The sequence below is a fragment of the Allokutzneria oryzae genome (assembly GCF_042429765.1).
Classification (GTDB): domain Bacteria; phylum Actinomycetota; class Actinomycetes; order Mycobacteriales; family Pseudonocardiaceae; genus Allokutzneria; species Allokutzneria oryzae.
The window spans coordinates 210,402-236,051 of the sequence record NZ_JBHLZU010000014.1 but is presented as its reverse complement, the minus strand read 5'-3'; the positions used below and the strand labels follow the sequence as shown (position 1 = coordinate 236,051).

The following is a 25,650-nucleotide window of genomic DNA, read 5'->3' as shown; positions in this document are numbered from 1 at the left end:
GCAGGTACCGGCGTGAGCTGGTCTGTTACCGAGATGTTCGGCAAGCGGGTCCGGCTCGCTCCCGCCGCGACCGCGGTGGCGTGTGCGGCGGAGACCCTGAGCTACGAGGACCTGGACCAGCGGGCGAACCGGCTCGCCAACCTCCTCCGTGCGCGCGGCGCGGGCCCTGGTGCTCTCGTCGCCGTCTGCGCCGACCGCGGCGTCGACCTGGTCGTCGGGCTGCTCGGCGTGCTCAAGTCCGGCGCGGGCTACCTGCCGCTGGATCCCGATCATCCCGCGGACCGCTTGGCGTACATGGTTTCCGACGCCGGAGTGTCCACAGTGCTCACTCAGGCGCACCTGCGGGGCAGGGTGGCGGTACCGGACGAGAACGTGGTGTTCCTAGAGGTAGACCGCTCGGAGTACCCGGCCGAGGCGCCCGTCGTCGACATCGCCCCCGAGGACCTCGCCTACGCCATCTACACCTCGGGCTCGACCGGTCGCCCCAAGGGAGTTCTGGTCGAGCACCGGCAGCTCGCGTCCTACTTGGACTACTGCGTCCACAACTACCCGGGGCTGGCCGGAGTCACGCTGCTGCACTCCTCGCTCGCCTCCGACCTGACGGTCACCAGCGTGTGGGGCCCGCTGGTCGCTGGCGGCGTCCTGATGGTCGGCGAGCTGGCGGGCGGGGACAGCCTGCCGATGCGGCCGACGTTCCTGAAGGTGACGCCGAGCCACCTGTCGTTGCTGCGCGAGCTGTCGCCGGAGTGCTCGCCGTCGGTCGATCTGGTCATCGGCGGTGAGGCGCTGCTCGGATCGGCGCTCGCGGAGTGGCGGCGCGCGCACCCCGGCACAGCGGTGATCAACGAGTACGGCCCGACCGAGGCGACGGTCGGCTGCGTCGCGTTCCGGGTCGAACCCGGTGCGGGGCTTGACTCCGGTGCGGTGGCGATCGGCCGCGCGATCAGCGGGGCACGGGCGCACGTGCTCGACGACCAGCTGCGGCCCGTCGCGCCCGGCGAGATCGGTGAGCTGTATGTCGGCGGTCTCGGAGTGGCACGCGGCTACCACGAGCGGGCCGCGCTGACCGGGGAGCGGTTCGTCGCCGATCCGTACGGTCCGCCCGGCTCGCGGATGTATCGCACTGGCGACCTCGTGCGCGAGGTGACCAGAGCACCGCTTGCGGGTGCGACCCATGTGACCGGAGAGCTGGAGTACCGGGGCCGCTCCGACGACCAGATCAAGATCCGTGGCTACCGCATCGAGCCCGGTGAGGTCGAGTCCGCGCTCATGCGCCACCCGTCCGTCGAGCACACAGTCGTTGTGGCGCAGGGCGAAGACCTCGTCGCGTACGTGGCTCCCGAAGGCGCGGCACCGGAGCGGTTGGAGTCCTTCCTCGCGGACCAGCTGCCCGCCTACATGGTGCCGTCGGTGTTCATGGTGCTCGACCGCCTGCCGTTGGCGCCGAGCGGGAAGCTCGACCGTGCAGCGCTGCCCGAGCCGGTGCGGCAGGAGGCGAAGGTCTCCCGCGAGCCGAAGAACGCGACCGAGCAGACCATCGCGGGCATCCTCGCCCAGGTCCTCGGCCTGGACCGGATCGGGGCCGAGGACGACTTCTTCGAGCTCGGCGGCAACTCCCTGCTGGCGCTGCGCGTGGTTCCGCGCATCAAGGGCGCGTTCGACGTGAAGCTGCCCGCGCGGGTCCTGTTCGACGCGCGCACCGTCGCCGGACTCGCGGAGCTGGTGGACGCGGCGGCTTCGGACAGCGGCGTGGACGCCGTGGTGCCGGTGTCCCGGTCGGAGCCGCTGAAGCTCTCGTTCTCGCAGCAGCGGTTCTGGTTCTTCCAGGAGTACGACAAGGACTCCGTCGAGTACAACGTCCACTTCGGATTCCGGGTCCGTGGTGAGCTGGACGTCCCGGCGCTGACCAGAGCGCTGAGTGCTCTTGTCGACCGGCACGAGGCACTGCGCACGACCATCGAGATGGTGGGCCCCGAGCCGGTGCAGGTCGTGCACCCGGTCGGCCGCGCTGAACTGTCCATTGTGGATGGCGGTGATGAGCGAGAGCTGGAGCGGTTGCTGACCGCCGAGGTCAGCGTCCCGTTCGATCTCGCTCGGGCTCCAGTGCTGCGGCAGCTGCTCGTGCGGTTGGGCGACCGCGACCACGTGCTGGTGCTCGGCCTGCACCACGCGGCCGTTGACGGCTGGTCGATGAGCGTGCTCGCCGACGACCTGAGCGCCCTGTACAACGCCGAGCGCTCCGGTCGCAGTTCCGTGCTCCCGGCTCTGCCGGTGCAGTACGCGGACTTCGCCGCGTGGCAAAGGACTCGGCTCACCGACGCGGCCCTGGAGCCGCACATCCGCTACTGGCGCGACAAGCTCGACGGCATCGCCGCGCTGCGACTGCCCACCGACCGACCGCGTCCCGCCGTGAAGTCCACCAGGGGCGCGGTCGTCTCGTTCACCGTGCCGGAGCTCCTGACCAGCAAGATCGCTGCGGTCGCCGCGGGTCGCGACGCCACGTTGTTCATGGCGCTGGTGGCCGCCTGTCAGGTGTTGTTCGCCCGCTACTCCGGTCAGCGCGACGTCGCGGTCGGCACGGCGGTGTCCGGTCGAGAGCACGCCGAGCTGGACCGCGTGGTCGGCTGCTTCATCAACACCCTGGTCCTGCGTTCGCAGGTACGGGAGTCCTTGTCCTTCAAGGACTTCCTCAGCGAGGTGCGGGAGACCGTGCTGGGCGCGTTCGCCCACCAGGAGGTCCCGTTCCAGCACCTGGTCGACGAACTCTGCCAAACCCGCGACCCCAGCATGACGCCGCTGGTGCAGGCACTGGTGGTGTTGCAGAACGGGCCGGCCAAGAACCTGCGCTTGGACGGCACCACCACGGAACGCGTTGAGCTGCCCAATGTTTCCGCGATCTTCGACATCACCGTGGAGTTCGTCCAGCGCGACGGCGGGCTGGACGGCGTGATCCAGTACGACACCGAGCTGTTCGACACGGACACCGTGCGGCGCATGGCAGACCACCTCCAGGTGCTGCTCGAAGGGATCGCTGCCGCCCCTGCGACCGCGCTCTCCGACCTGCCGCTGCTGACTGAAACCGAGCGGCACCGGCTGTTGGTGGAGAACAACAACACCGCCCGCGACTACCCGGCCGACCTGGTGCACCAGCTCGTCGCCCGGCAGCGCCCGGACACGCCCGCCGTGGGGGAGCTGACCTTCGGCGAACTCGGCCGTCGCGCCAACCGGCTCGCGAACTACCTTGTGGCACAAGGCGTCGGGCCGGACATCCCGGTGGGTCTGTGCGCCGACCGTGGTGCGGACTTCGTGGTCGGAGCGCTGGCCGTGCTCAAGGCCGGTGGCGGTTACGTGCCACTCGACCCGGCGCTGCCGGACGCGAGGCGGGACTTCATGATCGCCGACACCGGCGCTCCGGTCGTACTGGACAGCACCTCGCTCGACCCGTCGTGGCCCCCGCTGGCCGACTACCCGGACACCGATCCGGGCGTGGTGGTCGCGCCGGAGCACCTGGCCTACATCGTCTACACCTCCGGTTCCACCGGCCAGCCCAAGGGTGTCGCCGTCGAACACCGATCGCTGGCCGACCTGTGCGCCTGGTACCGCTCGACCTACGCGGTGACTCCGGCCGACTGTGGTTCACAGCTCGTCGCGGTGGGCTTCGACCCGCTCGCGATGGAGGTGTGGGGCACGCTGACCGCCGGTGCGCGACTGGCCGTGCCGAGCGCGGAGGTCCTCGACCACCCGCACGATCTCGTGCGGTGGATGGCCGACGCCGGAGTCACCCTGGCGACGATTCCCGTCGCGCGCCTGGACTCGGTGCTCGACCAGCTCGACACGGTGGAGACCTCCCTGCGCGTGGTGACGACCGGCGGTGACGTGCTGCGCCGCCGTCCCAAGGCGGAGTGGGGCCTGCGGCTGATCAACCAGTACGGCCCGTCAGAGTCCACTGTGGTCGCGACCTACGCCGAGGTGACCCCGGAAGCGACCGGTCTGCCCACGATCGGCAGGCCGGTGGCGAACACCACGGCCTACGTCCTCGACGCGGCGGGCAACCCGGTCCCGGAGGGCGTTCCTGGTGAGCTGCACATCGGTGGCTCCGGCCTGGCGCGCGGCTACGTCAACCAGCCCGCGCTGACCGCTGAGCGCTTCGTCGTCAACGCCGAGGGCGAGCGGTTGTACCGTTCCGGCGACCTGGTGCGCTGGCTGCCTTCCGGTGAGCTGGAGTTCCTGGGCCGGGTGGACTCCCAGGTCAAGATCCGTGGCCACCGCGTGGAGCTGGCGGAGATCGAGAACGAGCTCCTCTCGCTGCCGACCGTCGCCCAGGCGGCGGTCATCGCCCGTGACGACGCCAACGGCGCGAAGCGCCTCATCGCCTACGTGGTCGAGCACTCCGCCAACGCCGGACTGCGTGATCACCTTGAGGCGCGGTTGCCGGGGTACATGGTGCCGTCGGCGTTCGTGGTGCTCGACGCGCTTCCCTTGAACGCCAACGGGAAGCTCGACCGGGACGCGCTTCCGGAGCCTGTGGTGGAGACGTCGGGGAGCTACGTCGCCCCGCGCGACGACGTCGAGCGGGCCGTCGCGACGATCTGGGCGGAGATCTTCGGGATCGAGCGGGTCGGCGTGCACGACAGCTTCTTCGCGCTCGGCGGTGACTCCATCCTCGCCATCCAAGCGGTGTCGGCGGCGCATCGCGCCGGGCTGCGGATGACCACCAAGGACCTGTTCCGCTGGCCCAGCATCGCCGCGCTAGCCCCGCACGTCACCGAGGAGTCGGCCGTCACCCCCAACGGCCCGGCGGTCGGGGAAGTACCGCTGACGCCCATTCAGCGGTACTTCTTCGAGAACTTCGACGTGCTGGGTGCCTTCAACCAGCACGTCACGGTCGACCTTCCGGAACCGGTCGACGTCGCCGCCCTGCAACGAGCCCTCTCCGCGCTGGTGGAACAGCACGACGCGCTGCGGATGCGGTTCACCGAAGCGGGGGAGCAGTACAACCCGCCGAACATCGCCGGAGAAGTGCTGCTGCTGGACACGTCGGTTGACAGTGCTCAGTCTGCTGTGGACATTCGCGCTGGGCAGTTGTTCCGGGCCGTTCTCATCGAGCCCACGAAGCTCGTGTTGATCGTGCACCACCTCGTGGTGGACGGCGTGTCGTGGCGGGTGCTGCTGGAGGATCTCAACACCGCCTACGAGCAGGCCGCGTCCGGCGCGACGATCGACCTCGGAGCGCGGACGACGTCGTTCCGGGACTGGGCGATCCGGTTGACCGAGCACACCGCCGCCGGTGGGTTCGACGACGAGCTGCGCTTCTGGCGCGGCATCGACGCGAGCGCCGAGCTGCCGGTTGACCGGCACGGACCGAACACAGTGGACAGTGCAAGGCAGGTTCACGTTCGGTTCGACGCGCAGACCACCGGTGCGCTGCTGCGGGACGTGCCCGACGTGTACCGCACGGAGATCAACGACGTGCTGCTCACGGCGCTCGTCCGCACGCTCTCGGAGTGGACGGGCCGTGATCGCGTGCTTGTCGGCATGGAAGGGCACGGCCGCGAGGAGCTGTTCGCCGACGTGGACCTGGGCCGCACCGTCGGCTGGTTCACCACGTACTTCCCAGCCGCGCTCGACGTTGGCACCGAGGAGTGGGGCGGCCTGCTCAAGTCGGTGAAGGAGCAGCTGCGCGCGATTCCTCGTCGAGGGCTCGGCTACGGGGCGCTGCGCTACTGCGCCGGATCGCTCGACGCCGGGCCGGAGCCGCAGGTGAGCTTCAACTACCTCGGTCAGTTCAGCGCCGGGGTCGGCGCGATCGGGCTGCACGAGGACGCGGCGTCGAAGCGGCAGCACGTCCTGGAGCTCGTCGGCCAGGTCGACGACGGTGAGCTGGAGTTCACGTGGCACTACTCCGAGAACCTCCATGACGCCGCGACAGTCGAGCGGCTGGCCCAGGACTTCGCGGCCAACGTGCGCGCGATCGTCGAGCACTGCGCCAGTCCCGGAGCCGGTGGGCGCACGCCGTCGGACTTCCCACTGGTGGCGCTGGATCAGTCCACTGTGGACAGGATCGCCGGGCAGGGTGTCGAGGACATCTATCCATTGACGCCGACGCAGAGCGGCATGCTCTACGACTCGCTGATGGCTCCCGACTCCGGGCTCTACGTCTGCCAGTTCGACGTGACCCTTGACGAGGTCGCCGACCCGGACGCGTTGCTGCGGGCGTGGCGGGAGGTTGTCGAACGGCTGCCGATCATGCGCACGGCGTTGGTGTGGCGCGATGTCGACGAGCCAGTGCAGGTCGTGCACCGCGACGTGCGGTTGCAGGTCACCGAGTACGGCGCGGACGAGGACGTTGCGCGGCTGCTGGAGGCCGACCGCGCCCGTGGGTTGGACCTCGCCGAAGCGCCCGTGACCCGGTTGATGTTCTTCCGCCTCGGCGAGACCAGCGTGCGGTTCGTGTGGACCGCGCATCACGCGCTGCTGGACGGGTGGAGCGGGCACCAGGTGCTGTCGGAGGTCTTTGCGACCTACGCGGGGCGAACTCCCGTGGTGCGGCGGCCGTTCCGGGACTACGTCGAATGGTCGCAGGGCAAGGACGAGGACGCCGCCGAGAAGTACTGGCGCGAGGAGCTGGACGGGTTCGAGGCGCGGACCCCGCTGCCCTATGACCGGGCTCCGGCCAACGGCTATCAGCCCAAAGCGACTCATGAGGTGGCCGTCGAGCTGTCGCAGGCGGTCTCCGAACAGCTGCACCAGCGGGTCAAGGACGCCGGGCTGACTCTGAACACGGTGGTGCAGGGCGCGTGGGCAGTGCTGCTGTCGCGTTACAGTGGCGAGCGCGATGTGTGCTTCGGCGCGACGGTGTCCGGGCGGCCCGCCGAGCTGGCCGGCTCGCAGGACATCCTCGGCCTGTTCATCACGACTCTCCCAGTTCGGTCCACTGTGGACGAAACTGCCGATCTGCTCGGTTGGTTGCGTGGTCTCCAGGAGAGGCAGGCGCAGGCCCGGGACTTCGAGTCGGTCTCGTTGCCGCAGGTGCAGTCCTGGAGCTCGTTGCAGCCGGGCGAGATGCTGTTCGACAGCATCACGGTCTTCGAGAACTACCCGGTCGATCGCGACGCCGCCGCCAGGAACGGGCTCCAGGTCCGCGAGATCGAGGTCACGGAGTCCAACAATTTCCCCCTGAACCTGGTGGCCTACCCCGGTGACCGCATGGGCTTCGTGCTCCGGTACGACCCGGCGCTGTTCGACGTCGAGACGGTGCGTCGGCTCGTCACGAGTTTGTCCACTGTGGTCGAAGCGATCGCCGAGGACCCGTCGCGGACCGTCGCGGACCTGCCGGTGCTCGATGCCGTCGACCGGAACCGCGTCCTGCACGAGTGGAACGACACCGCGAACGTCTTTGCCGCACACTCGGTTCCGGCTCTGTTCGAAGCAGTGGTCGAGTCGAGTCCCGAATCGGTCGCGGTGGGGGAGTTGACCTACCGCCAGCTGAACGAGCGTGCCAACCGCCTCGCGCACCTGCTGCTGGAGCGTGGAGTGCGGGAGGAGACGCGCGTCGCGTTGGTGATGGACCGGACACCGCTGACGGTGATCGCGATGCTCGCGGTGCTGAAGGCCGGTGGCGTCTACGTGCCGCTGCACACGAGCTACCCGGCGCAGCGGCTGCGGTGGGCAGTGGAGGACATCGGCGCGGAGATCGTGCTGACCGACAACGCCACCCGTCACCGCGCGGGCGAAACCGGGAAGCCGCTGGTCGTGCTCGACGACGAACCGCTGCTCGCGACGCGGTCGCCGCTCAACCCGGGCCTGGTGATCCAGCCGGAGCGGCTGGCGTTCGCCATGTACACCTCCGGTTCCACCGGAACGCCCAAGGGGGTCGGCCTCACCCACCGCAACATCGCGGCCTTCGTGGCAGACCGGCGTTTCCAGCCGCCGGGGCACGAGCGGATGCTGTTCCACGCGCCGCACGCCTTCGACGCGGCGACCTACGAGGTGTGGATCGCGCTGCTGGCGGGCGGCTCGGTCGTGGTGGCCGATGGCGAGGTCAACCCGGAGCTGATCCGCCGCGCGATCACCGAGCAGGGCGTGACCACGATGCTGGTCACCGCCGCCTTGTTCACCTTGTTCGCCGAGGAGTCGCCGGAGTGCTTCGCGGGGGCCACGCAGGTGTGGACCGGTGGAGAGGCGGCGTCGCCCGCGGCGGTAGCCAGGGTGTTGCGCCACTGCCCGGGAGTGCGGGTGGTCAATGCCTACGGGCCGACCGAGGGCACCACGATCACCACCAGCAAGGAGCTGCTCGCGGAGCAGGTGGCGGGCGGTTCCGCCCCGATCGGCGCACCGCACGACAACGTGCGGACCTACGCGCTCGACGGGCGGTTGCGGCCGGTTCCGGTCGGCGCGCCCGGCGAGCTGTACGTCGGCGGAGACCGGTTGGCGCGTGGCTACCTCGGCAGGCCGGGACTGACGGCGGAGCGGTTCGTCGCCGACCCGTTCGGCAGTGGTGGCCGGTTGTACCGGACCGGTGACCTGGTCCGCTGGAACGCCCAGGGAGAGCTGGAGTTCCTCGGGCGGGCCGACGACCAGGTCAAGATCCGTGGTTTCCGGATCGAGCTGGGTGAGGTGGAGGCCGCCCTCGTCGCCGCGCCCGGCGTCAACCAGGCCGTGGTGGTGGCGAAGGACGGCCGCCTCGTCGGCTACGTGGTCGGCGACGCCGAGCCAGAGGCACTGCGCACGCACCTGGCGCGGCTGCTGCCCTCGTACCAGGTCCCGTCGGACATCGTGGTGATCGACCGGATTCCCGTCACCAGGAACGGGAAGGTCGATCGCCGGGCGCTGCCGGACCCCGTGCCGCGGCGAGCGCGGGCCACCGAGTACACCGCGCCGGGCAACCCCACCGAGCAGGCACTGGCAGAGCTGTGGGCCGAGGTGCTCAAGCTCGACCGGGTCGGCGTGCACGACGACTTCTTCGCGCTCGGTGGGGACTCCATCACCAGCCTCCGGCTCGTGTCGCGGGTGCGGCGGGCGTTCGGGGTGGAGCTGTCCCCGCGCGAGCTGTTCGACGGGCCGACCGTGGCCCAGCTCGCCGAGGTCGTGCTCACGGCGATCATGGCCAACCTGGACCAGCTGGTGGCGAACCAGTCCGCTGGCTCCGACTCCACTGGGGACTTCGCATGAGCCTGCACGAAGACCGCCTCGCGGCCCTGCCGGAGCACCTGCGGGAGATGGTGCTGCGCCAGCTCACCGGCAAAGCGGACTCCATTGTGGACGACGGCATCCGCCCCAGGCCGGCCACCGGACCGGTCGCGTTGTCCTCGGCGCAGGAGAGATTGTGGTTCCTGCACGAACTGGAACCGGACAGCATCGAGTTCCGCGTTCCCTTGGTGCTGCGCCTCATCGGGTCACCGGATGTCTCACTCTTGCAGCACGCGATCAGCGGGGTGGTGGAGCGGCACGAGGCGCTGCGCACGACCTACGACTCCGGCGCCGGTGAGGGCGTGCAGATCGTGCACCCGCCCGCAGTGGTACCGCTGCCGGTGACCGATCTGTCGGAGCTGCCGCAGTGGCAGCACCAGCGCGCGGTCGAAGAGCACATGGTCACGGAGTCCACCCGGCCGTTCGACCTGCGCGGCGATCTGCCGCTGCGGGCGTTGCTGGTGAAGCTCAGCCCACGTGAACACGTGCTGCTGATCACGATGCACCACATCGCCACCGACGGCTTCTCGATGGGGCTGTTCTCCGACGAGCTCGGCGCGCTCTACACGGCCGGTGTGAACGGCACTGATGCGGACCTGCCCGAGCTGACTGTGCAGTACACCGACTTCGCCGCCTGGCAGCGGGAGCAGGACACAAGCAGACAGCAGGAGTACTGGCGGGACAAGCTCGGCGGCCTGTCCACTGTGGACTACCCGACCGACCGGCCACGTCCCGCGGTGCGGACGCCTCACGGATCATCGTACGCGTTCGACATCCCCGACCCCGTTGTGCAGCGGCTTCGCGAGCTGAGCCGTGAGCGGGGCGCGACCCTGTTCATGACGCTCGCCGCCGCCGTCAAGCTGCTGCTGGCCCGGTACTCCGGCCAGTCCGACATCGCGGTGGGCACCGCCACGTCGGGTCGCGGCCGGGTGGAGCTGGAGAAGCTGATCGGCTTCTTCGTCAACACCGTGGTGCTGCGGACGCAGGTCGAGGAGTCCGGGTCCTTCACCGATCTCCTGGACTCCGTGCGGTCGACGGTGCTGGACGCCTTCGCCAACGAGGACGTCCCGTTCCAGCGGCTCGTGGAGATGCTGCGCCCCGAGCGCGATCCGAGCCGCCCGCCGCTGGTGGACGTCGCGGTCAACCTCCGCTCGGTCTCGGAAGGCACGGTGGAGCTGCCGGGCCTGCTAGTGGAGGAGGTGCCGCCGCCCGTGCTGGTGTCCAGCATGGACCTGGCGTTCGACTTCACCGACTGCGACGGCCGGTTGTCGTGCCACCTCGGCTTCAACACCGACCTGTTCGACATCGGCACCGCCGAGCGGACGGCCACGCACCTCAAGACGCTGCTGGCCGCGATCACCGTCGACCCCGGCCGCAGGCTCGGCGAGCTGCCGTTGCTCACCCGCGTGGAGCGTGACCTGCTCACCGGACGATGGCCCGGCGCGGGCACCGGTCCGCGTCCGCGCACCTTCACCGACCTCTTCGACGAGCAGGTGGCCGCCGACCCGTCCGCCGCCGCGCTGGTGTTCGGCGAGCGGGAGATCAGCTACGCCGAGCTGGACGAGCGAGCGTCGCGCCTCACCGGACGGTTGCGCGCGCGTGGTGCCGGGCCGGAGACCTTCGTGGCCGTGGCGCTGCCCCGGTCCGTCGAGATGGTCGTCGCGGTTCTCGCCGTGCTCAAGTCCGGCGCCGGATACCTGCCGCTCGACCCGGACTACCCCGCCGACCGCCTGCGGTTCATGGTCGAGGACGCCCGGCCCGTGCTCGGCCTCGGCCGGGTGCCCGGTGGGGTTCCTGTGCTGGAGCTGGACGGCGACGGCCCGATCGCGGACGGACCGGCCGCGCAGGTCACCAACCCCGCGTACGTGATCTACACCTCCGGTTCGACCGGGAAGCCCAAGGCCGTCGTCGTCACCCACAGCGGCATCCACGACATGGTTGCCACGCAACGGGAACGGCTCGGAGCCGGACCGGACACGCGAGTGCTCCAGTTCGCGTCGCTGAGCTTCGACGGCGCGTTCTGGGAGATCTGCCTCGCGCTGCTCTCCGGCGGCACCCTGGTGCTCTCCACCGCTGAGGAGCGGATGCCCGGCGAGCCGCTGACCGAGCTGATCCTGCGCCGCCGCATCACCCACCTCAACCTGCCGCCGACCGCCGTCGCCGCTCTGTCCGAAAAGGACATACCGAAGCACGTGGCGCTCGTGGTCTGCGGTGAGGCGTGCCCGCCCGCGCTCGTGGACACGTGGTCGCGCGACCGCGTGATGATCAACGGCTACGGGCCGACGGAGTCCATGGTGTGCGCGACGTTCAGCGACGCGCTGAGGCCCGGCGACGGCGCGACCGGCATCGTGTCCATCGGTCGCCCGATCCCCAGCGTCCGGACCTACGTGCTGGACAACCAGCTGCGCCCGGTCCCGATCGGTGTGCCCGGCGAGCTGTACCTCGCGGGTACCCGGCTCGCCCGTGGCTACCTGCGTCGGCCGGAGCTGACCGCGCAGCGCTTCGTCGCCGACCCGTACGGTCCGTCCGGTGAGCGGATGTACCGCACGGGGGACCGCGTCCGCTGGCTCGCCGACGGCAACCTGGAGTACCTGGGGCGTACGGACGAGCAGGTCAAGTTGCGTGGGTTCCGCATCGAGCTCGGTGAGGTCGAGGCCGCGATCGGTGCGTTCCCCGGCGTGGCAGGGGCGGCGGCGACCGTCCGCGACGACGCCAACGGCACCCGACGCCTCGTCGGCTATTTCGTCGCCGGTGCCGCGGAGCCGCATCTGGCCGAGCTGCGGGCGTTCCTGCGCGAGCGGCTGCCGGAGCACATGGTGCCCACGGCGTTCGTGGCGCTGGAGAGCCTGCCGCTCAACGTCAACGGCAAGATCGACCGCCGTGCGCTGCCCGCGCCCTCCGGTGAGCGTGAGGCCGGAAACGGTTATGTGGCACCGAGAAACGAAGTCGAGCAGGCCCTGGCCGAGGTCTGGACGGAGCTGCTCGGTGTCGAGCGGATCGGTGTGCACGACAACTTCTTCGACCTCGGCGGCGACTCGATCCTCAGCCTTCAGGTCGTGTCCAAGGCTCGTGCAGCCGGGCTGCGGCTGACTGCGAAGCAGACCTTCCAGCGGCAGACCATCGCGGAGCTGGCCGCCGACATCGACTCCGCCGACGACGTCCGCACCGCCGATCAGGGGCCGGTGGTGGGCGAGGTGCCGCTGACCCCGATCCAGCAGTGGTTCTTCGACAACCTCACCGACAGTCTCGACCAGTTCAACCAGGCGCTGTTCCTGGAGCTCAACGGCGAAGTGAACGAGACCGCTCTCGCCGCGGCCGTCACGGCGCTTCCGCGCCACCACGACGCCCTTCGGCTCCGCTACACCGATGGCGTCCAGTACAACGCGGCCGTCGATGCTACGGACGTGCTGCGACGGATCGACCTGACCGACGTAGACGATGCCGAAGCCCGGATGCGGGAGGTCGTGATCGAGGCCCAACGCGGCTTCGACCTGGCTGAAGGCCCGTTGCTCCGTGCGCTGCTCTTCGTTCGCGGTGGTGACTGGAACCCGTTGCTGTTCCTCGTCGCGCACCACCTGGTCGTTGACGGCGTGTCCCTGCGCATCCTGCTGTCCGATGTGGACGACGCGTACCAGCAGGCGCTTCAGGGCAAGGAGATCGACCTCGGGCAGAAGACCACGTCGTTCCGCGAGTGGTCTCTCCGACTCACCGACCACGTGGCGACCGGTGGGTTCGACCACGAGCGCGAGTACTGGGCCAATGCCGCCGACGCCGTTCCGCTGCCGGTGGACAGCACCGACGGGGACAACAACATCGCTTCCGCACGGTCGGTGGCCGTGCGCCTGGACGCCGCGAAGACCAGCGCGTTGCTGAACAAGGTGCCTGAGGTCTACCGCACACAGATCAACGACGTGCTCCTCAGCGCCCTGGGCCCGGTTGTCGCGGAGTGGGCAGGCGGGGACACCGCGCTGATCGAGCTGGAAGGCCATGGACGCGAGGACCTCTTCGAGGACGTGGACCTGTCACGCACGGTCGGCTGGTTCACTTCGATGTACCCCTTGGCGCTGAGCGTTCCCAGTGACGACTGGGGCGTCACGCTGAAGTCCGTGAAGGAGCAGCTGCGTGCTGTGCCCAACCGGGGCATCGGCTACGGCGCCCTGCGCTACCTCGGCGGTATGACGGAGACGGCGCATCCCGAGATCGCCTTCAACTACCTCGGTCGGTTCGAGGCGGGTACCTCGGGCGGCGATGGTGGGTTGCACCTCGGCACTGTGCGCTACCCGGGCGTCGAGCGCGCCGACCACCAGGCGCGCCAGTACCTCCTGGAGATCAACGGCATTGTTGACGGGGGAGAGCTGGAGTTCCGATGGTCCTACTCGGCCAACCGGCACCACGAGGACACCATCCGCGACCTGGCGACCCGTATGGTCGGCGCGCTTGAGGAGATCGTCGAGCACTGCGCCGACCCAGCCGCGGGGGGCTGCACTCCGTCGGACTTCCCGCTGGTCGCGCTGGACCAGGCCACTGTGGACAGGATCGTGGGCGACGGCCGTCGCGTGGAGGACGTCTACCCGCTCACGCCGATGCAGACGGGCATGTTGTTCCACTCGCTCACCGAGGCCGAGCGCGATGTCTACACCGGACACTTCCGCATCGAGCTCGACGGCGTTCCCGATCCCGACGTGCTCGCGCAGGCGTGGCAGCGCGTCGTTGACCGGACGCCCGTGCTGCGGACGTCCGTGGTGTGGGAGGACGTTCCCGAACCCCTTCAGGTCGTCCGCAACGGGGTCCGGCTTCCGCTGACGCAGCACGACTGGCGGGACCGCTCCGAGCAGGAACAGCGGGACGGGCTGCGCGCGATGTGGGAGCAGCGCGACGAGGTGCGGCTCGACCTGACCACCGCACCCCTGCTGCGCATGACCTTCGTGCGGCTCTCCGACACCCGCGTCTACGCGCAATGGGCCGCACACCACCTGCTTTGCGACGGGTGGAGCTTCGCGGCGGTGCTCTCCGAGGTCTTCGAGGAGCACTCCGCGGCGGGCACAGTGATCAACCGGAGGCCGTATCGGGACTACGTGGCCTGGCTCGCCGAGCAGGACGCCGACGAGGCCCGCGCGCACTGGGGCGAAGTGCTGCGCGGCTTCACCGCACCGACTCCGCTGCCCGTCGACAGGTCGCTTGTCCGCGCGCACGAGTCGCGAACGTCGACCGATGTCCGCCTCACCTTGTCCGCCAAGACCTCACAGCGGCTCTACGACCTGGCCAAACGCGGGCGGATCACTGTCAACACCGTGGTGCAGGGCGCGTGGGCGATCCTGTTGTCCCGGCTCAGCGGCGAGCGCGACGTGTGCTTCGGTGCGACGGTGTCCGGGCGACCGCCGGAGCTGGTGGGCGCGGAGCAGATGATCGGCCTGTTCATCAACATGGTCCCCGTTCGCGCCGATGTCGATCCCGGCGCAGGGGTGGTGGACTGGCTGCGTGCGATCCAGGACGCGCAGGTCGCCTCCCGTCAGTACGAGTACCTGTCGCTGGCGCAGATCCAGGCTTGTGGCGAAGTGCCGAAAGGCGTCAACCTCTTCGACAGCATCGTGGTCTTCGAGAACTACCCCGTGGACGACGACGCCGCGAACCGGCACGGCTTGACGATCAACGAGTACGTCGGCGACGAGCACACCAACTACGCCCTCACTCTCAGCGCTTACGCGGCCGACCAGCTGATGCTGTCGCTGGGCTACGACCCGAACCAGTTCGACGAGAGCACTGTCGCGCGACTCGCCGGGCACCTGGAAACGCTGCTGTCAAACATCTCTGCGGAGTCCACTGTGGACGAGGTGGAGATACTGACCGACGCAGATCGTGACCTGTTGCTGCGGGGGTGGAACGACACCGCCGTGGAGTACCCGCCGACCCGGCTCGTGCACGAGCTGTTCGCGGAGCGGGCCGCCGAGATCCCGGACCAGGTCGCGGTGCGCTGCGGCGACGACGAGGCCACTTTCGCTGAGCTTGACGCGTGGTCGAACCGGTTGGCGCACAAGCTCGTTGGGCTCGGCGTCGGGCCCGGGGCACTGGTCGGTGTGTGCGTGGAGCGGGGGAACGCGGCGGTGGCCGCGCTGCTGGCGGTGCTGAAGGCCGGTGGCGCGTTCGTGCCGCTGGACCCGGACTACCCGCCCGCGATGCTCGCGACGATGCTGGAGGACGCCGCCGCGCCGGTCCTCATCACCCAGGAACGCCTGCTGGGCAAGGTGGACGCGGGTGACGCGAAGGTGCTCTGCCTGGATGGCGTTGACCTCACCCAGGAACCGCCGACCGCACCGGTCACCACCGTGACCACGGCTGATCTCGCGTATGTCGTCTACACCTCCGGTTCGACCGGACGGCCCAAAGGCGTCATGGTCAACCACGACAACGTGCACCACATCATGCGTGCGTGGGACGCGCGCTACGGCCTCACCGAGATGCGCCCCAGCTGCGTCTCGGTGTCCAGCCTGTCGGTGGACCTGTTCTTCGCCGACTTCCTGCTGTCGGCGATGTTCGGCGGCTCGATGACGGTGTGCCCCACCGAACAGGTCGCGGACCCGGTCGCTCTCACCGGCCTCCTCGCCTCGACCGGAGCGCAGTTGCTGGTCACCGTGCCGGCACTGGCCAAGGCGATCGCGCGGGAGCTGGCATGGCGCGGCGAGCAGCTGCCCGCGATGCGGGTGCTGGCCGTGGGGTCAGAGGGGTGGCAGGTCGGCGACGCTGCCGAGGTCCTTGAGCGGATGGCCCCGGAAACCATGGTGGTCAACGCTTACGGCGCGACCGAGACCACTGTGGACGCCACGATCTTCCAGCTCACCGACGCGGTCTCCGGCGCGGGCGGGTTCGTCCCGGTCGGTCGCCCGCTGGTGAACACCAGGGGATACGTGCTGGACGACGCGATGCGGCCGGTCCCGATCGGTGTCGCCGGCGAGATGTACATCGCCGGTGACGCGGTGGCGCAGGGGTACTGGAACCGCCCCGACCTCACCGAGCAACGCTTCCTGGCTGACCCGTTCGTCGCCGGGGCGCGGATGTACCGCACGGGCGACGTGGTGCGCTGGCGGGCGGACGGCAACCTGGAGTTCGTCGGCCGCGCCGACGACCAGGTCAAGGTGCGCGGCTTCCGCGTGGAGCTGGGCGAGGTGGAGACCGCTCTCGCCAAGCACCCGCGCGTCACCGATGCCGTTGTCGCCGCGCACAAGGACGACGCCGGACACGTGCGCCTGGTCGGCTACGTCGTGGGTGAGGTGGACCTGGACGAGCTGCGCGAGTTCCTCAGCGGTGCCCTGCCGGTCCACGCCGTGCCCTCGGCGTACATCGTCCTGGACGAACTCCCCATGTCCGCCAGCGGGATCGTGAACCGTCGAGCGCTACCGGAACCGACTGCGGCCCTGGAGTCGACTACGCCCTACGTCGCGCCGCGCACCGACGAGGAGTCCCGCCTCGCATCGATCTGGGCCGATGTCCTGCGTGTCGAACGCGTTGGTGTTCATGACAACTTCTTCGACCTCGGCGGCGACTCGATCCTGAGCATCCAGGTGATCTCGCGGGTTCGGGCCGAGTTCGGTGTGGCACCGTCGCCCCGGCAACTCTTCGACACGCCCACCGTGGCCTCGCTGGCGGAGATCGTCGGTGTCTCAGGTGCTGATGACCAGCCGATCGCCCGAGTTCCGCGCAGCAAGCCGCTGCCGTTGTCGTTCGCGCAGCAGCGGTTGTGGTTCCTCAACGACTTCGACCCGACGAGCACCGAGTACAACACGGTCTTCGCGTTCCGCCTGCACGGAGTGGTGGACACCGAAGCGTTGGAGATCGCGCTCGGTGACCTCGTCGCCCGGCACGAGCCACTGCGCACGACCTTCGATCTCGTTGAGGAACAAGGCGTCCAGGTCATCCACGAGTCCGTTCCCGTGGTGCTCGGCCTGCTCGACGCGGTAGACGAGGACGCCATGCGCGACCACCTCGCCGCCCTGGTGGACAAGCCGTTCGACCTGCGCACCGGCCCGGTCTTCCGCGCCGCGCTGATCGGGATCTCGCCGACTGAGCACGTGTTCGCGCTGGTCATGCACCACATCGCCACTGACGGTTGGTCGATGGGTCTGCTCGCCAACGAGCTGGGCGTGTACTACGCCGCCGCATTGCGAGGCGAGCGGGCGGAGTTGCCGCCGCTTCCGGTGCAGTATGCCGATTTCGCGGTGTGGCAACGGGAACGGCTTTCCGGCTCCGCGATGGAGGAGCACCTCGCGTACTGGCGTGCTCACCTCGACGGGATCGCGCCGCTGGACCTGCCGATCGACCGGCCCCGGCCCACCGTCCGGTCCGCCGCGGGCGCGGTGAAGATGTTCGAGGTCGATGCGGACGTGGTCGCTGGGCTGCGATCCCTGGCCCGTGAACAGGACGCGACGCTGTTCATGGCGTTGGTCGCCGCCGTGAAGGTGCTGCTCGCGCGGTACACCGGCCAGTCGGACATCACCGTGGGCACGGCGGGGTCCGGCCGCAACCGCGCCGAAGTGGAGGGCCTGATCGGCTTCTTCGTCAACACGGTAGTGCTGCGGTCCACAGTGGACGAGGCGAGGACCTTCGCGGAGCACCTGGCGTCGGTGCGCTCCACGGTGCTGGAGGCGTTCACCCACGACGAGGTGCCATTCGAGCGCCTGGTGGAGATCGCGCAGCCGGAGCGCGACCCGAGCCGCAACGCGGTCGTCGAAGTCATGGTGGGCCTGGAGAACACGCGTGCACAGGGCATGGAGCTGCCCGGCCTCGACGTGGAGGCGCTGCCCACAGTCAGCGACGGCATCAGCCACGACCTGAGCGTGGACTTCGTCGAGCAGGACGATCGCCTGCTGGCTGCGATCGGGTACAGCACGGCCTTGTTCGACGAGAGCACGATCGAACGGATGGTCAGCCACCTGCGGGTGCTGCTCGCCGGGGTCGCGAACGCGCCGCGCCGCGCGCTCGCGGAGCTGCCGCTGCTGGAGTCCGCCGAGCGCCACCAGGTCATGGCGGAGTGGAACGACACGGCCCAGCCGGAGCCCGCGCCGTTCCTGGCAACCGCGTTCGAGCGCCAGGTACGGGAGACTCCCGACCGGACAGCCGTGGTGTGGCAGGGCGGCTCGCTGACCTTCGCCGAGCTCAACGCACGCGCCAACCAACTCGCTCACCAGCTGATCTCGCGCGGCATCGGGCCGGAGAACCTGGTGGCACTGGGCACGCCGCGAACCGCCGACCTGATGGTGGGCATGCTCGGCGTCCTCAAGGCCGGCGCGGCATACCTCCCGCTGGACCCGGACAGCCCGGCGGACCGGCTGGAGTTCGTGCTCGCCGACGCCGCACCCTCCCTGGTCCTGCGGGCGTTGGACACCGACGAGCTGGCATCCTTCCCGACGAGCAATCCCGTTGGTGCCCAGCCGCATCCGGCGAACCCGGCGTACGTGATCTACACGTCCGGCTCGACGGGGCGGCCGAAGGGTGTGCTGATCGAACAGCGCAGCCTGGCCAACCTCCTCGCACACCACCGCTCCGAGTTCGTGCGCGAGGAGGCGGGCGGTGAGGTGTTCCGCGTCGCGATGACCGCGGCGTTCTCCTTCGACACCTCGCTCGAAGCTGTGCTGTGGATGGTGGACGGCCACGAGCTGCACCTCGTGGACGACCTCACCCGCCGCGACCCCGAAGCACTCGCGGACTACGTCGCAGCGCAGCGCATCGACCTGCTCGACGTCACCCCGTCCTACGCCGAGCAGCTGACGGCCGTCGGACTGCTCACCTCGGAGCGGCACCGCCCGCGCGTGTTCATGCTCGGCGGGGAGGCAGCGGGCGAGGCGTTGTGGCGCGACCTCCGCGAGGCGCCGGACACCGTCGGCTACAACTTCTACGGCCCGACGGAGTGCACTGTGGACACTCTGTTCTGCCGCGTCGACGAGAGCGACGGCCCGATGGTGGGCAGGCCGCTGTGGAACACCTCGGCGTACGTGCTCGACCGGTACCTGCGGCCGGTGCCGATCGGGGTCCCCGGTGAGCTGTACTTCTCCGGAGCGCAGCTGGCGCGCGGTTACCTCGGCAGGCCCGGCCTGACGGCGGAGCGCTTCGTCGCCGACCCGTTCGGCTCCGGCGGCAGGCTGTACCGCACGGGCGACCTGGTGCGGTGGACGGCGGAGGGGATGATCGAGTACCTCGGCCGCACCGACGACCAGGTCAAGGTGCGCGGCTACCGCATCGAGCTCGGCGAGATCGAGACCGCTCTCATCGCGGCCCCCGGCGTGGCCCAGGCCGTGGTGGTCGCCCGCGCCGACACGCCGAACGGAGTCAAACGCCTGGTCGCCTACGTGGTCGGCGAGGTGGACACGAGGAAGCTGCGGGAGCACCTCGCGGAGCGGCTGCCCAGCTACATGGTGCCGTCGGCGTTCGTGGTCCTGGACGCGTTCCCCGTGACCACCAGTGGCAAGGTCGATCGGAACGCACTGCCCGCGCCGCAGGTGGTGAGCGCGTCTGACGAGGGCTACGTCGCGCCCGAAGGCACTGTGGAGGACACGATCGCCCGGATCTGGGCCGAGGTCCTCGGCGTGGACAAGGTCGGCGCGCAGGACAACTTCTTCACACTGGGCGGCGACTCCATCCTGAGCATCCAGGTGGTGTCCCGGATTCGGCAGGCCGGGTTGCGGGCCACCTCCAAGGACCTGTTCCTGCACCAGACCGTGGAGCGGCTGGCCAAGGTGGTGGGCACCGAGACCGGTGCTGAGGTGAGTGCGCCGGTCACCGGGGAGGCGCCGCTCACGCCGATCCAGCGCGAGTTCTTCGCCGCGCACACCGTCGCCCCGCACCACCTGACGCAGTCCGCGCTGATCGAGCTCACCGAGGACCTGCACGAGCCGTCGCTGCGGGCAGCGCTCACCGCGCTCGTGACGCAGCACGACGCGCTGCGGCTGCGATTTTCGTCCACTTCGGACGGTTGGACGCAGCACCACGCGGCACCTGGTCCAGTGACCCTTGAGCGGCACGATCTGTCCGGTGTGGACAGCGCGGACCGGATGGCCGCGATGGACGAGCTGGCGATCGCGGCGGACTCCGGGCTCGACCTGGAGAACGGTCCGCTGTTGCGGGCGCTGTTGTTCGAGTTCGGTGCGGGGGAGCGGCCGTCGCTGTTCCTCACCGCGCACCACCTGGTGGTCGATGCCGTGTCGTGGCGGATCATCCTCGACGACCTGGACGGCGCGTACCGGCAGGCGGTCGCGGGCAAACCGCTGCGGCTCGGACCGAAGTCCACCTCGTTCCAGGAGTGGGGAAACCGACTCCTGAAGCACACCGAGGACGGCGGGTTCGACCGCGAGCTGGCGTTCTGGACCGCCATGCCCGAAGCCGTGCCGCTGCCGGTGGACCGCGCGGGCGAGAATCTGGTCAGCTCGACCAGGACGGTCACCGTGACGCTGTCCGAAAAGGACACCGAGGTCCTCCTGCGCGCCGCTCCCGGAGCGCTGCGAAGCCGCTTCGGCGATGTGGTGCTCAGCGGTCTCGCCTGGGCGCTGAGCCGGTGGACGGGCGAGGACCGCGTGGTGATCGACCTCGAAGGGCACGGACGCGAGGAGATCTTCTCCGATGTCGATCTCTCCAGGACCGTCGGCTGGTTCACCACCCTGTACCCGGTGGCGATCGAGGTGCCCGACGGCGCGAGCGACTGGCCGACCGTGGTGAGGTCCGCGAGGCGCGGCCTGCGCAAGGTGCCCGGCAACGGGCTCGGTTACGGCGCGCTGCGCCACTTCGGCGGTGCTCTGCCGCAATCGCGGCCGCAGGTGGTGTTCAACTACCACGGCAAGGTCGACGGCGTCGGCACGCCGAGCTCCAGCGCGCTGTACCGCTCGTTCCAGGCCCCCATCGGCCGGGAGCAGGCACTTCACGAGCGGACGATGCACCTGCTCGAAGTGGTCGGCTCGGTGAGCGAGGGCAGGCTCGAACTCACTTGGTACTACTCGGAGAACGTGCACGAACGGTCCACTGTGGAGGCTGTGGCCGGTGATCTCGCCGGGCTGCTGCGCGGGCTGGCCGCACACCTGGAAGGGCGTTGATCAGTGCAGGACTACACCGAGCTGCTCGCCGAGCTCTGCCGCTCGCACCGGGTGCCCGCGGCACAGCTGGTGGTGTGCGACGCCGAAGGGAGCACGGACACCACGTTCGGCACGGCGAAGCCGGACACCGTGTTCCCGCTCGGCTCCCTGACCAAGCCGTTCACCGCCGCGCTGGCGATGGTGCTGGTGGAGGACGGCGACCTCGACCTGGACGAGCCGCTGGGCGAGCACCTGCCGGAGCTGGACCAGGCGGTCACGCTGCGGCAGGTGCTCAGCCACACCGGTGGTTGGGCGTCGAACATCGACGAGGACGCCGACCACACCGCCAACCGCGCGCACTGGCTGGCGAACCACTGGCGGGACACCGGGTTGGTGCACCGGCCGGGCGAGGTGTTCTCCTACTCCAACATCGGCTACCTCGTCGCGGGGCACCTCGTCGAGGTGGTCACCGGGATGGACTGGGCCGAGGCGGTCGAGGAGATCCTGTTGCGGCCCTGGGGGATCACACCGTCCTTTGTGACCAGTACCGGGACGACGGGCAGCAGGGGGACGGCCGAGGGCCACACCGTGCTGCCGGACGGACGGGTGGTCCCGGTCGGTCCGCAGTCGGTGCTCGACGTGGAGGCACCCAACGGGGGACTGGCGCTGAGCGCCACCGACCTCGTCACCTTCGTCTCCACCCACCTCACCTCGGCGGAGGTCTTCGGCGAGATGTGCCGGGACCAGCTGGGTTCGGTGGCGGTCGGGCCGTTCGGCATGGCCGACAGCTGGGGCCTGGGCTGGGCCCGCTACGGGAGCTGGTCCGGCCACGACGGCACCGGGGACGGCACGTCCTGCCACCTGCGCTTCGACCAGGGCACCGGCAACGCGGTCGCGCTGACGACGAACGCGGGCACGGGGCTCGACCTGTGGCGGGACCTCGCGGCCAAGCTCGGCGTCGCCGACGAAGGTCTTGGTGATCCGGGTGAACCGGTGCCCGCCGACCCGGAGGCCGTTGGCCGCTACGTCAACGGCCCGTCGGAGTTCGTCGTGTCGCAGGGCCGCGAAGGCGCTCTGGAGCTGGCGTTCGGCCCGGCGCCCGCGGTGGAGCTGACGTGCTTCGAGCGGCTGCGGTTCACCGCGAGGGCGTTGCCCGGCAGCAGCGCGGTCCTGTCCGGGCGGTTCCTGCCCGATCCGGCGACGGGGCGCGTTGAGCTGCTCCAGATCAGCGGGCGACTGGCGCGCCGCCATGGTTGACACGCAGCTGACTCCGCTGTCCCGCAACAGGAACTACACGATCCTGTGGACCAGCCAGCTGTTCTCGGAGCTGGCGGGGGAGATCACCCAGATCGGCTTCCCGCTGCTGATCATGCTGTCCGCGGGGTCCCCGCTGGAGATGGGCGTTGTCTCCTCGGTGCTGGGCTTCGCGCACATGGTCGCGATCGTGCCCGCCGGGGTGATGGCCGACCGCTGGGACCGCAAGAAGGTCATGCTGGTCTGCCAGGCCGCCAGGACCGCGGCGGTGGCGAGCCTCGCCGTGGTCCTGGCCCTCGGCGTGCACCCGTTCCCGCTCTTGCTCGTGGTCGCGCTGGTGGAAGGCTTCCTGGGCTCGGTCTTCGACCCGGCCGAGCACGCGGCGCTGCCCCAGGTGGTGCCGGAGGAGCAGCTCTCCCGCGCGGTGGCCACGAACACCGCGCGGCCGTTCATCGCGACCCTGGCCGGGCCCGCCGTCGCCGGGATGCTGTTCACCGTGCACCCGATGATGCCGTTCGCCGCCGAGGCGGTGGTGCTGGGGATCTCCTTGGTGTCCTTGGTGTTCCTGCGGCTGCCACGGCGAGTCGAAGCGCCCCGGCCGTCGGTGGGCGTCGACCTGCTCGGCGGGTTCCGCTGGGTGCTCGGGCAACGCGTGATCAGGACGACGCTGCTGTGGATGATGTTCTCCAACCTGGTCTTCAGCGCGCTGCTGGTGGTGGTCCTCGCGCTCTCCGGCGAGGACGAGGTGGCGCCCGGCGAGATCGGCTTCATGATGACCTTCCTGGGCGCGGGCGGGCTGCTCGGCGGCTTGGCGGCGGCCCGGCTGCACGCGAAGTTCCCCGCCCCGGTGCTGCTGCTCGGGTTCTCCTGGACGGCGGCGGCGATGGTCGCGCTGATGGCGGTCGTGCCAGCCGGACTCCCGCTCGGCATCCTGCTCGGCGCTGCGGCGTTCCTGTTGCCGGTGGCCAACACCACCGTGATGACCTACCAGATGATGATCACGCCGGACGAGCTGCGCGGGCGGCTCAGCGGCGTCGCGGGCTTCTGCTCGGGCGGTGCGGGCGCGCTGGGGCCTGTCCTCGGCGGGGCGCTGACCACGGCGCTCGGCGGCGTGACCGGGGTGCTGGTGTGCGCGGGTGTGCTGGCGCTGGTGGCACTGGCGACGACGGTCAGCCCGACGATGCGGCGGTTCCCCACGGCGTAGCGACACCGGCGCCGCCGGATGAGAGCATGGCTCACGTGATCGCCAAGCCGAGTGAGCCCGAGGACGGCCCGCTGACGCTCTACCTGGTGAAGCAGCTCGAACTGCTGATCCGCGCGTTGCTGGACGAGCGGCTCAAACCGTTGGGGCTCACCACCTTGCAGTACACCGCGCTGTCGGTGCTGCTGCGGCGCAGCCCGTTGTCCTCCGCCCAGCTCGCGCGGCGGTCGTTCGTGCGGCCGCAGAGCATGCACGAGATGGTCCTGGCACTGGAGAAGCGCGGTCTGATCGCACGCCACCGCGACCCGGACAACCGGCGCGTGCTGCTGGCGACACTGACCGAGGAGGGCGCGGCGCTGCTGGAGGAGTGCGCGCCGCTCGTCGCGGAACTGGAGACCCACATGCTGTCGAACTTGAGCGCGAAGCGGCGTTCGGAGTTCCGTGGTGCCCTGGGTGAGGCGCACCGGTCCTTGTCCGATCTTCAGCCGTAGAGCCTGCGGATCTCCGTCTTGTCCAGCTTTCCGGAGCCGGTCGTCGGCAGGGCGGTGGTGAACCGCACGGACTTGGGCACCTTGTAGGCGGACAGGCGCTCGCGCAGGAGCCCGAGCAGCTCCGCCTCGGAGCAGGGCCGGCTGAGCACGACCAGCGCCTTGCCGACCTCACCCCACTTCGCGTCCGGAACGCCGATCACCGCGCACGCCGCCACCGCGTCGTGCCCGAGCAACACGTTCTCCACCTCGGCGGGGTAGACGTTCTCGCCGCCGGAGATGAACATGTCCTTCAAGCGGTCCACCACGTACACGTAGCCGTCACTGTCCACAGTGGCCACATCGCCGGAGTGGAACCAGCCGTCCAGCGGGCCGCTCCCGGAACCCCAGTAGCCCGGCATCACGTTAGGGCCGCTCACCACGATCTCGCCCTTCTCACCCGGCGAGACCTCGGTCAGATCGGGCCGCACCACACGGACATCGGTGAAGAAGGACGGAACGCCCGCCGAGCCGGACTTCGTCAGCAGGTGGTCCCGGTCGAGCAGCAACACGCCCGGTGCGGCCTCGGTCATGCCGTAGCCCTGCACGAAGGCCAGCCCGCGATCGCGGTAGCGGCGAATCGTCTCGGTCGGCACCGGCGCGCCGCCGCAGAGCACCGTGCGGACGCTGGACAGGTCGGCTTCCTCCCAGCGGGGATGAGCCGCGACGGCGTCATACATCGTCGGCACTCCGAAGACGAGGGTGACCCGCCGCTGCTCGATCACCTCCAGAACCGCTCCGGGATCGAACTTCTCTTGCAGCACAACGGTTCCGCCCTTGAGCAGCGTCGGAAGGCACACCATGCCCAGTGCGGCTGCGTGGAACAGCGGGGCGACGGCGAGCGCCACCTCGTCCTGTGCGATGTCAGACTCCACGAGCACGTTGACGCAGTTCCACGTCAGGTTGCCGTGGGTGAGAACCGCGCCCTTCGGTCGCCCGGTGCTGCCCGAGGTGTACATGACCAGGCAAGGGGCGGACAGCTCGACGGGTTCGTCGATCAACTCGGAGCTGTTGCGTGCCAACAGGTCGAACAACCCGAACCGTCGCGGTGCGAGCTGGGGGTCGAGTCCATCGACCACCGTCTCCTGAGCGGGACCGTGGACGAGCACGCGGGCACCGCAGTCGCGCAGCACGTGGTCGAGCTCGGCCGTGGTCAACCGGGAGCTCACCGGGACGAAGATCGCCCCGAGCATCCCGCACGCGAACAGGACTTCCAAGTAGGCGGGGTGGTTGTGCCCGAAGTACGCGACGCGGTCACCGCGCCGCACTCCGATCTCCCGTAGCCCGTTGGCCACGCGCAGGGACCGTTCGTGCAGCTCGTGGTAGGTCAGCTCGGTCGAGCCGTGCACCACGGCGATCCGCGCCGGAGTCATCCGGGCGCGCCGTCGTGGCCACGAGCCGAGTCCCTGGTTCCGCATCGAGAGCCCCC

General features: G+C 69.7%; 6 protein-coding genes. 5 read left to right on the top strand and 1 reads right to left on the bottom strand.

All coding sequences use genetic code 11. From position 1 onward, the window contains the following. Positions 1-12 precede the first annotated feature (12 nt). The 5 genes from ACFFQA_RS17115 to ACFFQA_RS17095 are packed head-to-tail and all read left to right on the top strand — an operon-like array spanning position 13 to position 24,185. Complete coding sequence (locus tag ACFFQA_RS17115; RefSeq protein WP_377852959.1) at positions 13-9,171, top strand: non-ribosomal peptide synthetase; 9,159 nt, start codon at positions 13-15, stop codon at positions 9,169-9,171. Further along, positions 9,168-21,260, top strand: coding sequence for a non-ribosomal peptide synthetase (locus ACFFQA_RS17110; protein WP_377852958.1), 12,093 nt, complete (start codon positions 9,168-9,170; stop codon positions 21,258-21,260). The genes ACFFQA_RS17115 and ACFFQA_RS17110 overlap by 4 nt, the downstream gene beginning before the upstream one ends. A 3-nt stretch (positions 21,261-21,263) precedes the next feature. Next, on the top strand, positions 21,264-22,496 hold the full coding sequence (locus tag ACFFQA_RS17105) for a serine hydrolase domain-containing protein (protein WP_377852957.1): 1,233 nt from the start codon (positions 21,264-21,266) through the stop codon (positions 22,494-22,496). Continuing rightward, on the top strand, positions 22,489-23,697 hold the full coding sequence (locus tag ACFFQA_RS17100) for an MFS transporter (RefSeq protein ID WP_377852956.1): 1,209 nt from the start codon (positions 22,489-22,491) through the stop codon (positions 23,695-23,697). The genes ACFFQA_RS17105 and ACFFQA_RS17100 overlap by 8 nt, the downstream gene beginning before the upstream one ends. A gap of 26 nt (positions 23,698-23,723) precedes the next feature. Then, a complete protein-coding gene (locus ACFFQA_RS17095) occupies positions 23,724-24,185 on the top strand; it encodes a MarR family winged helix-turn-helix transcriptional regulator (RefSeq protein ID WP_377852955.1) in 462 nt (153 codons plus the stop codon). On the opposite strand, the gene ACFFQA_RS17090 is transcribed toward ACFFQA_RS17095, so the two are convergent. Further along, the gene (locus ACFFQA_RS17090; protein ID WP_377852954.1) at positions 24,176-25,639 is read right to left on the bottom strand and encodes an acyl-CoA synthetase; all 1,464 of its coding nucleotides are present in this window, start codon (positions 25,637-25,639) and stop codon (positions 24,176-24,178) included. The two genes, ACFFQA_RS17095 and ACFFQA_RS17090, sit on opposite strands and share 10 nt — an antisense overlap. Positions 25,640-25,650 lie beyond the last annotated feature (11 nt).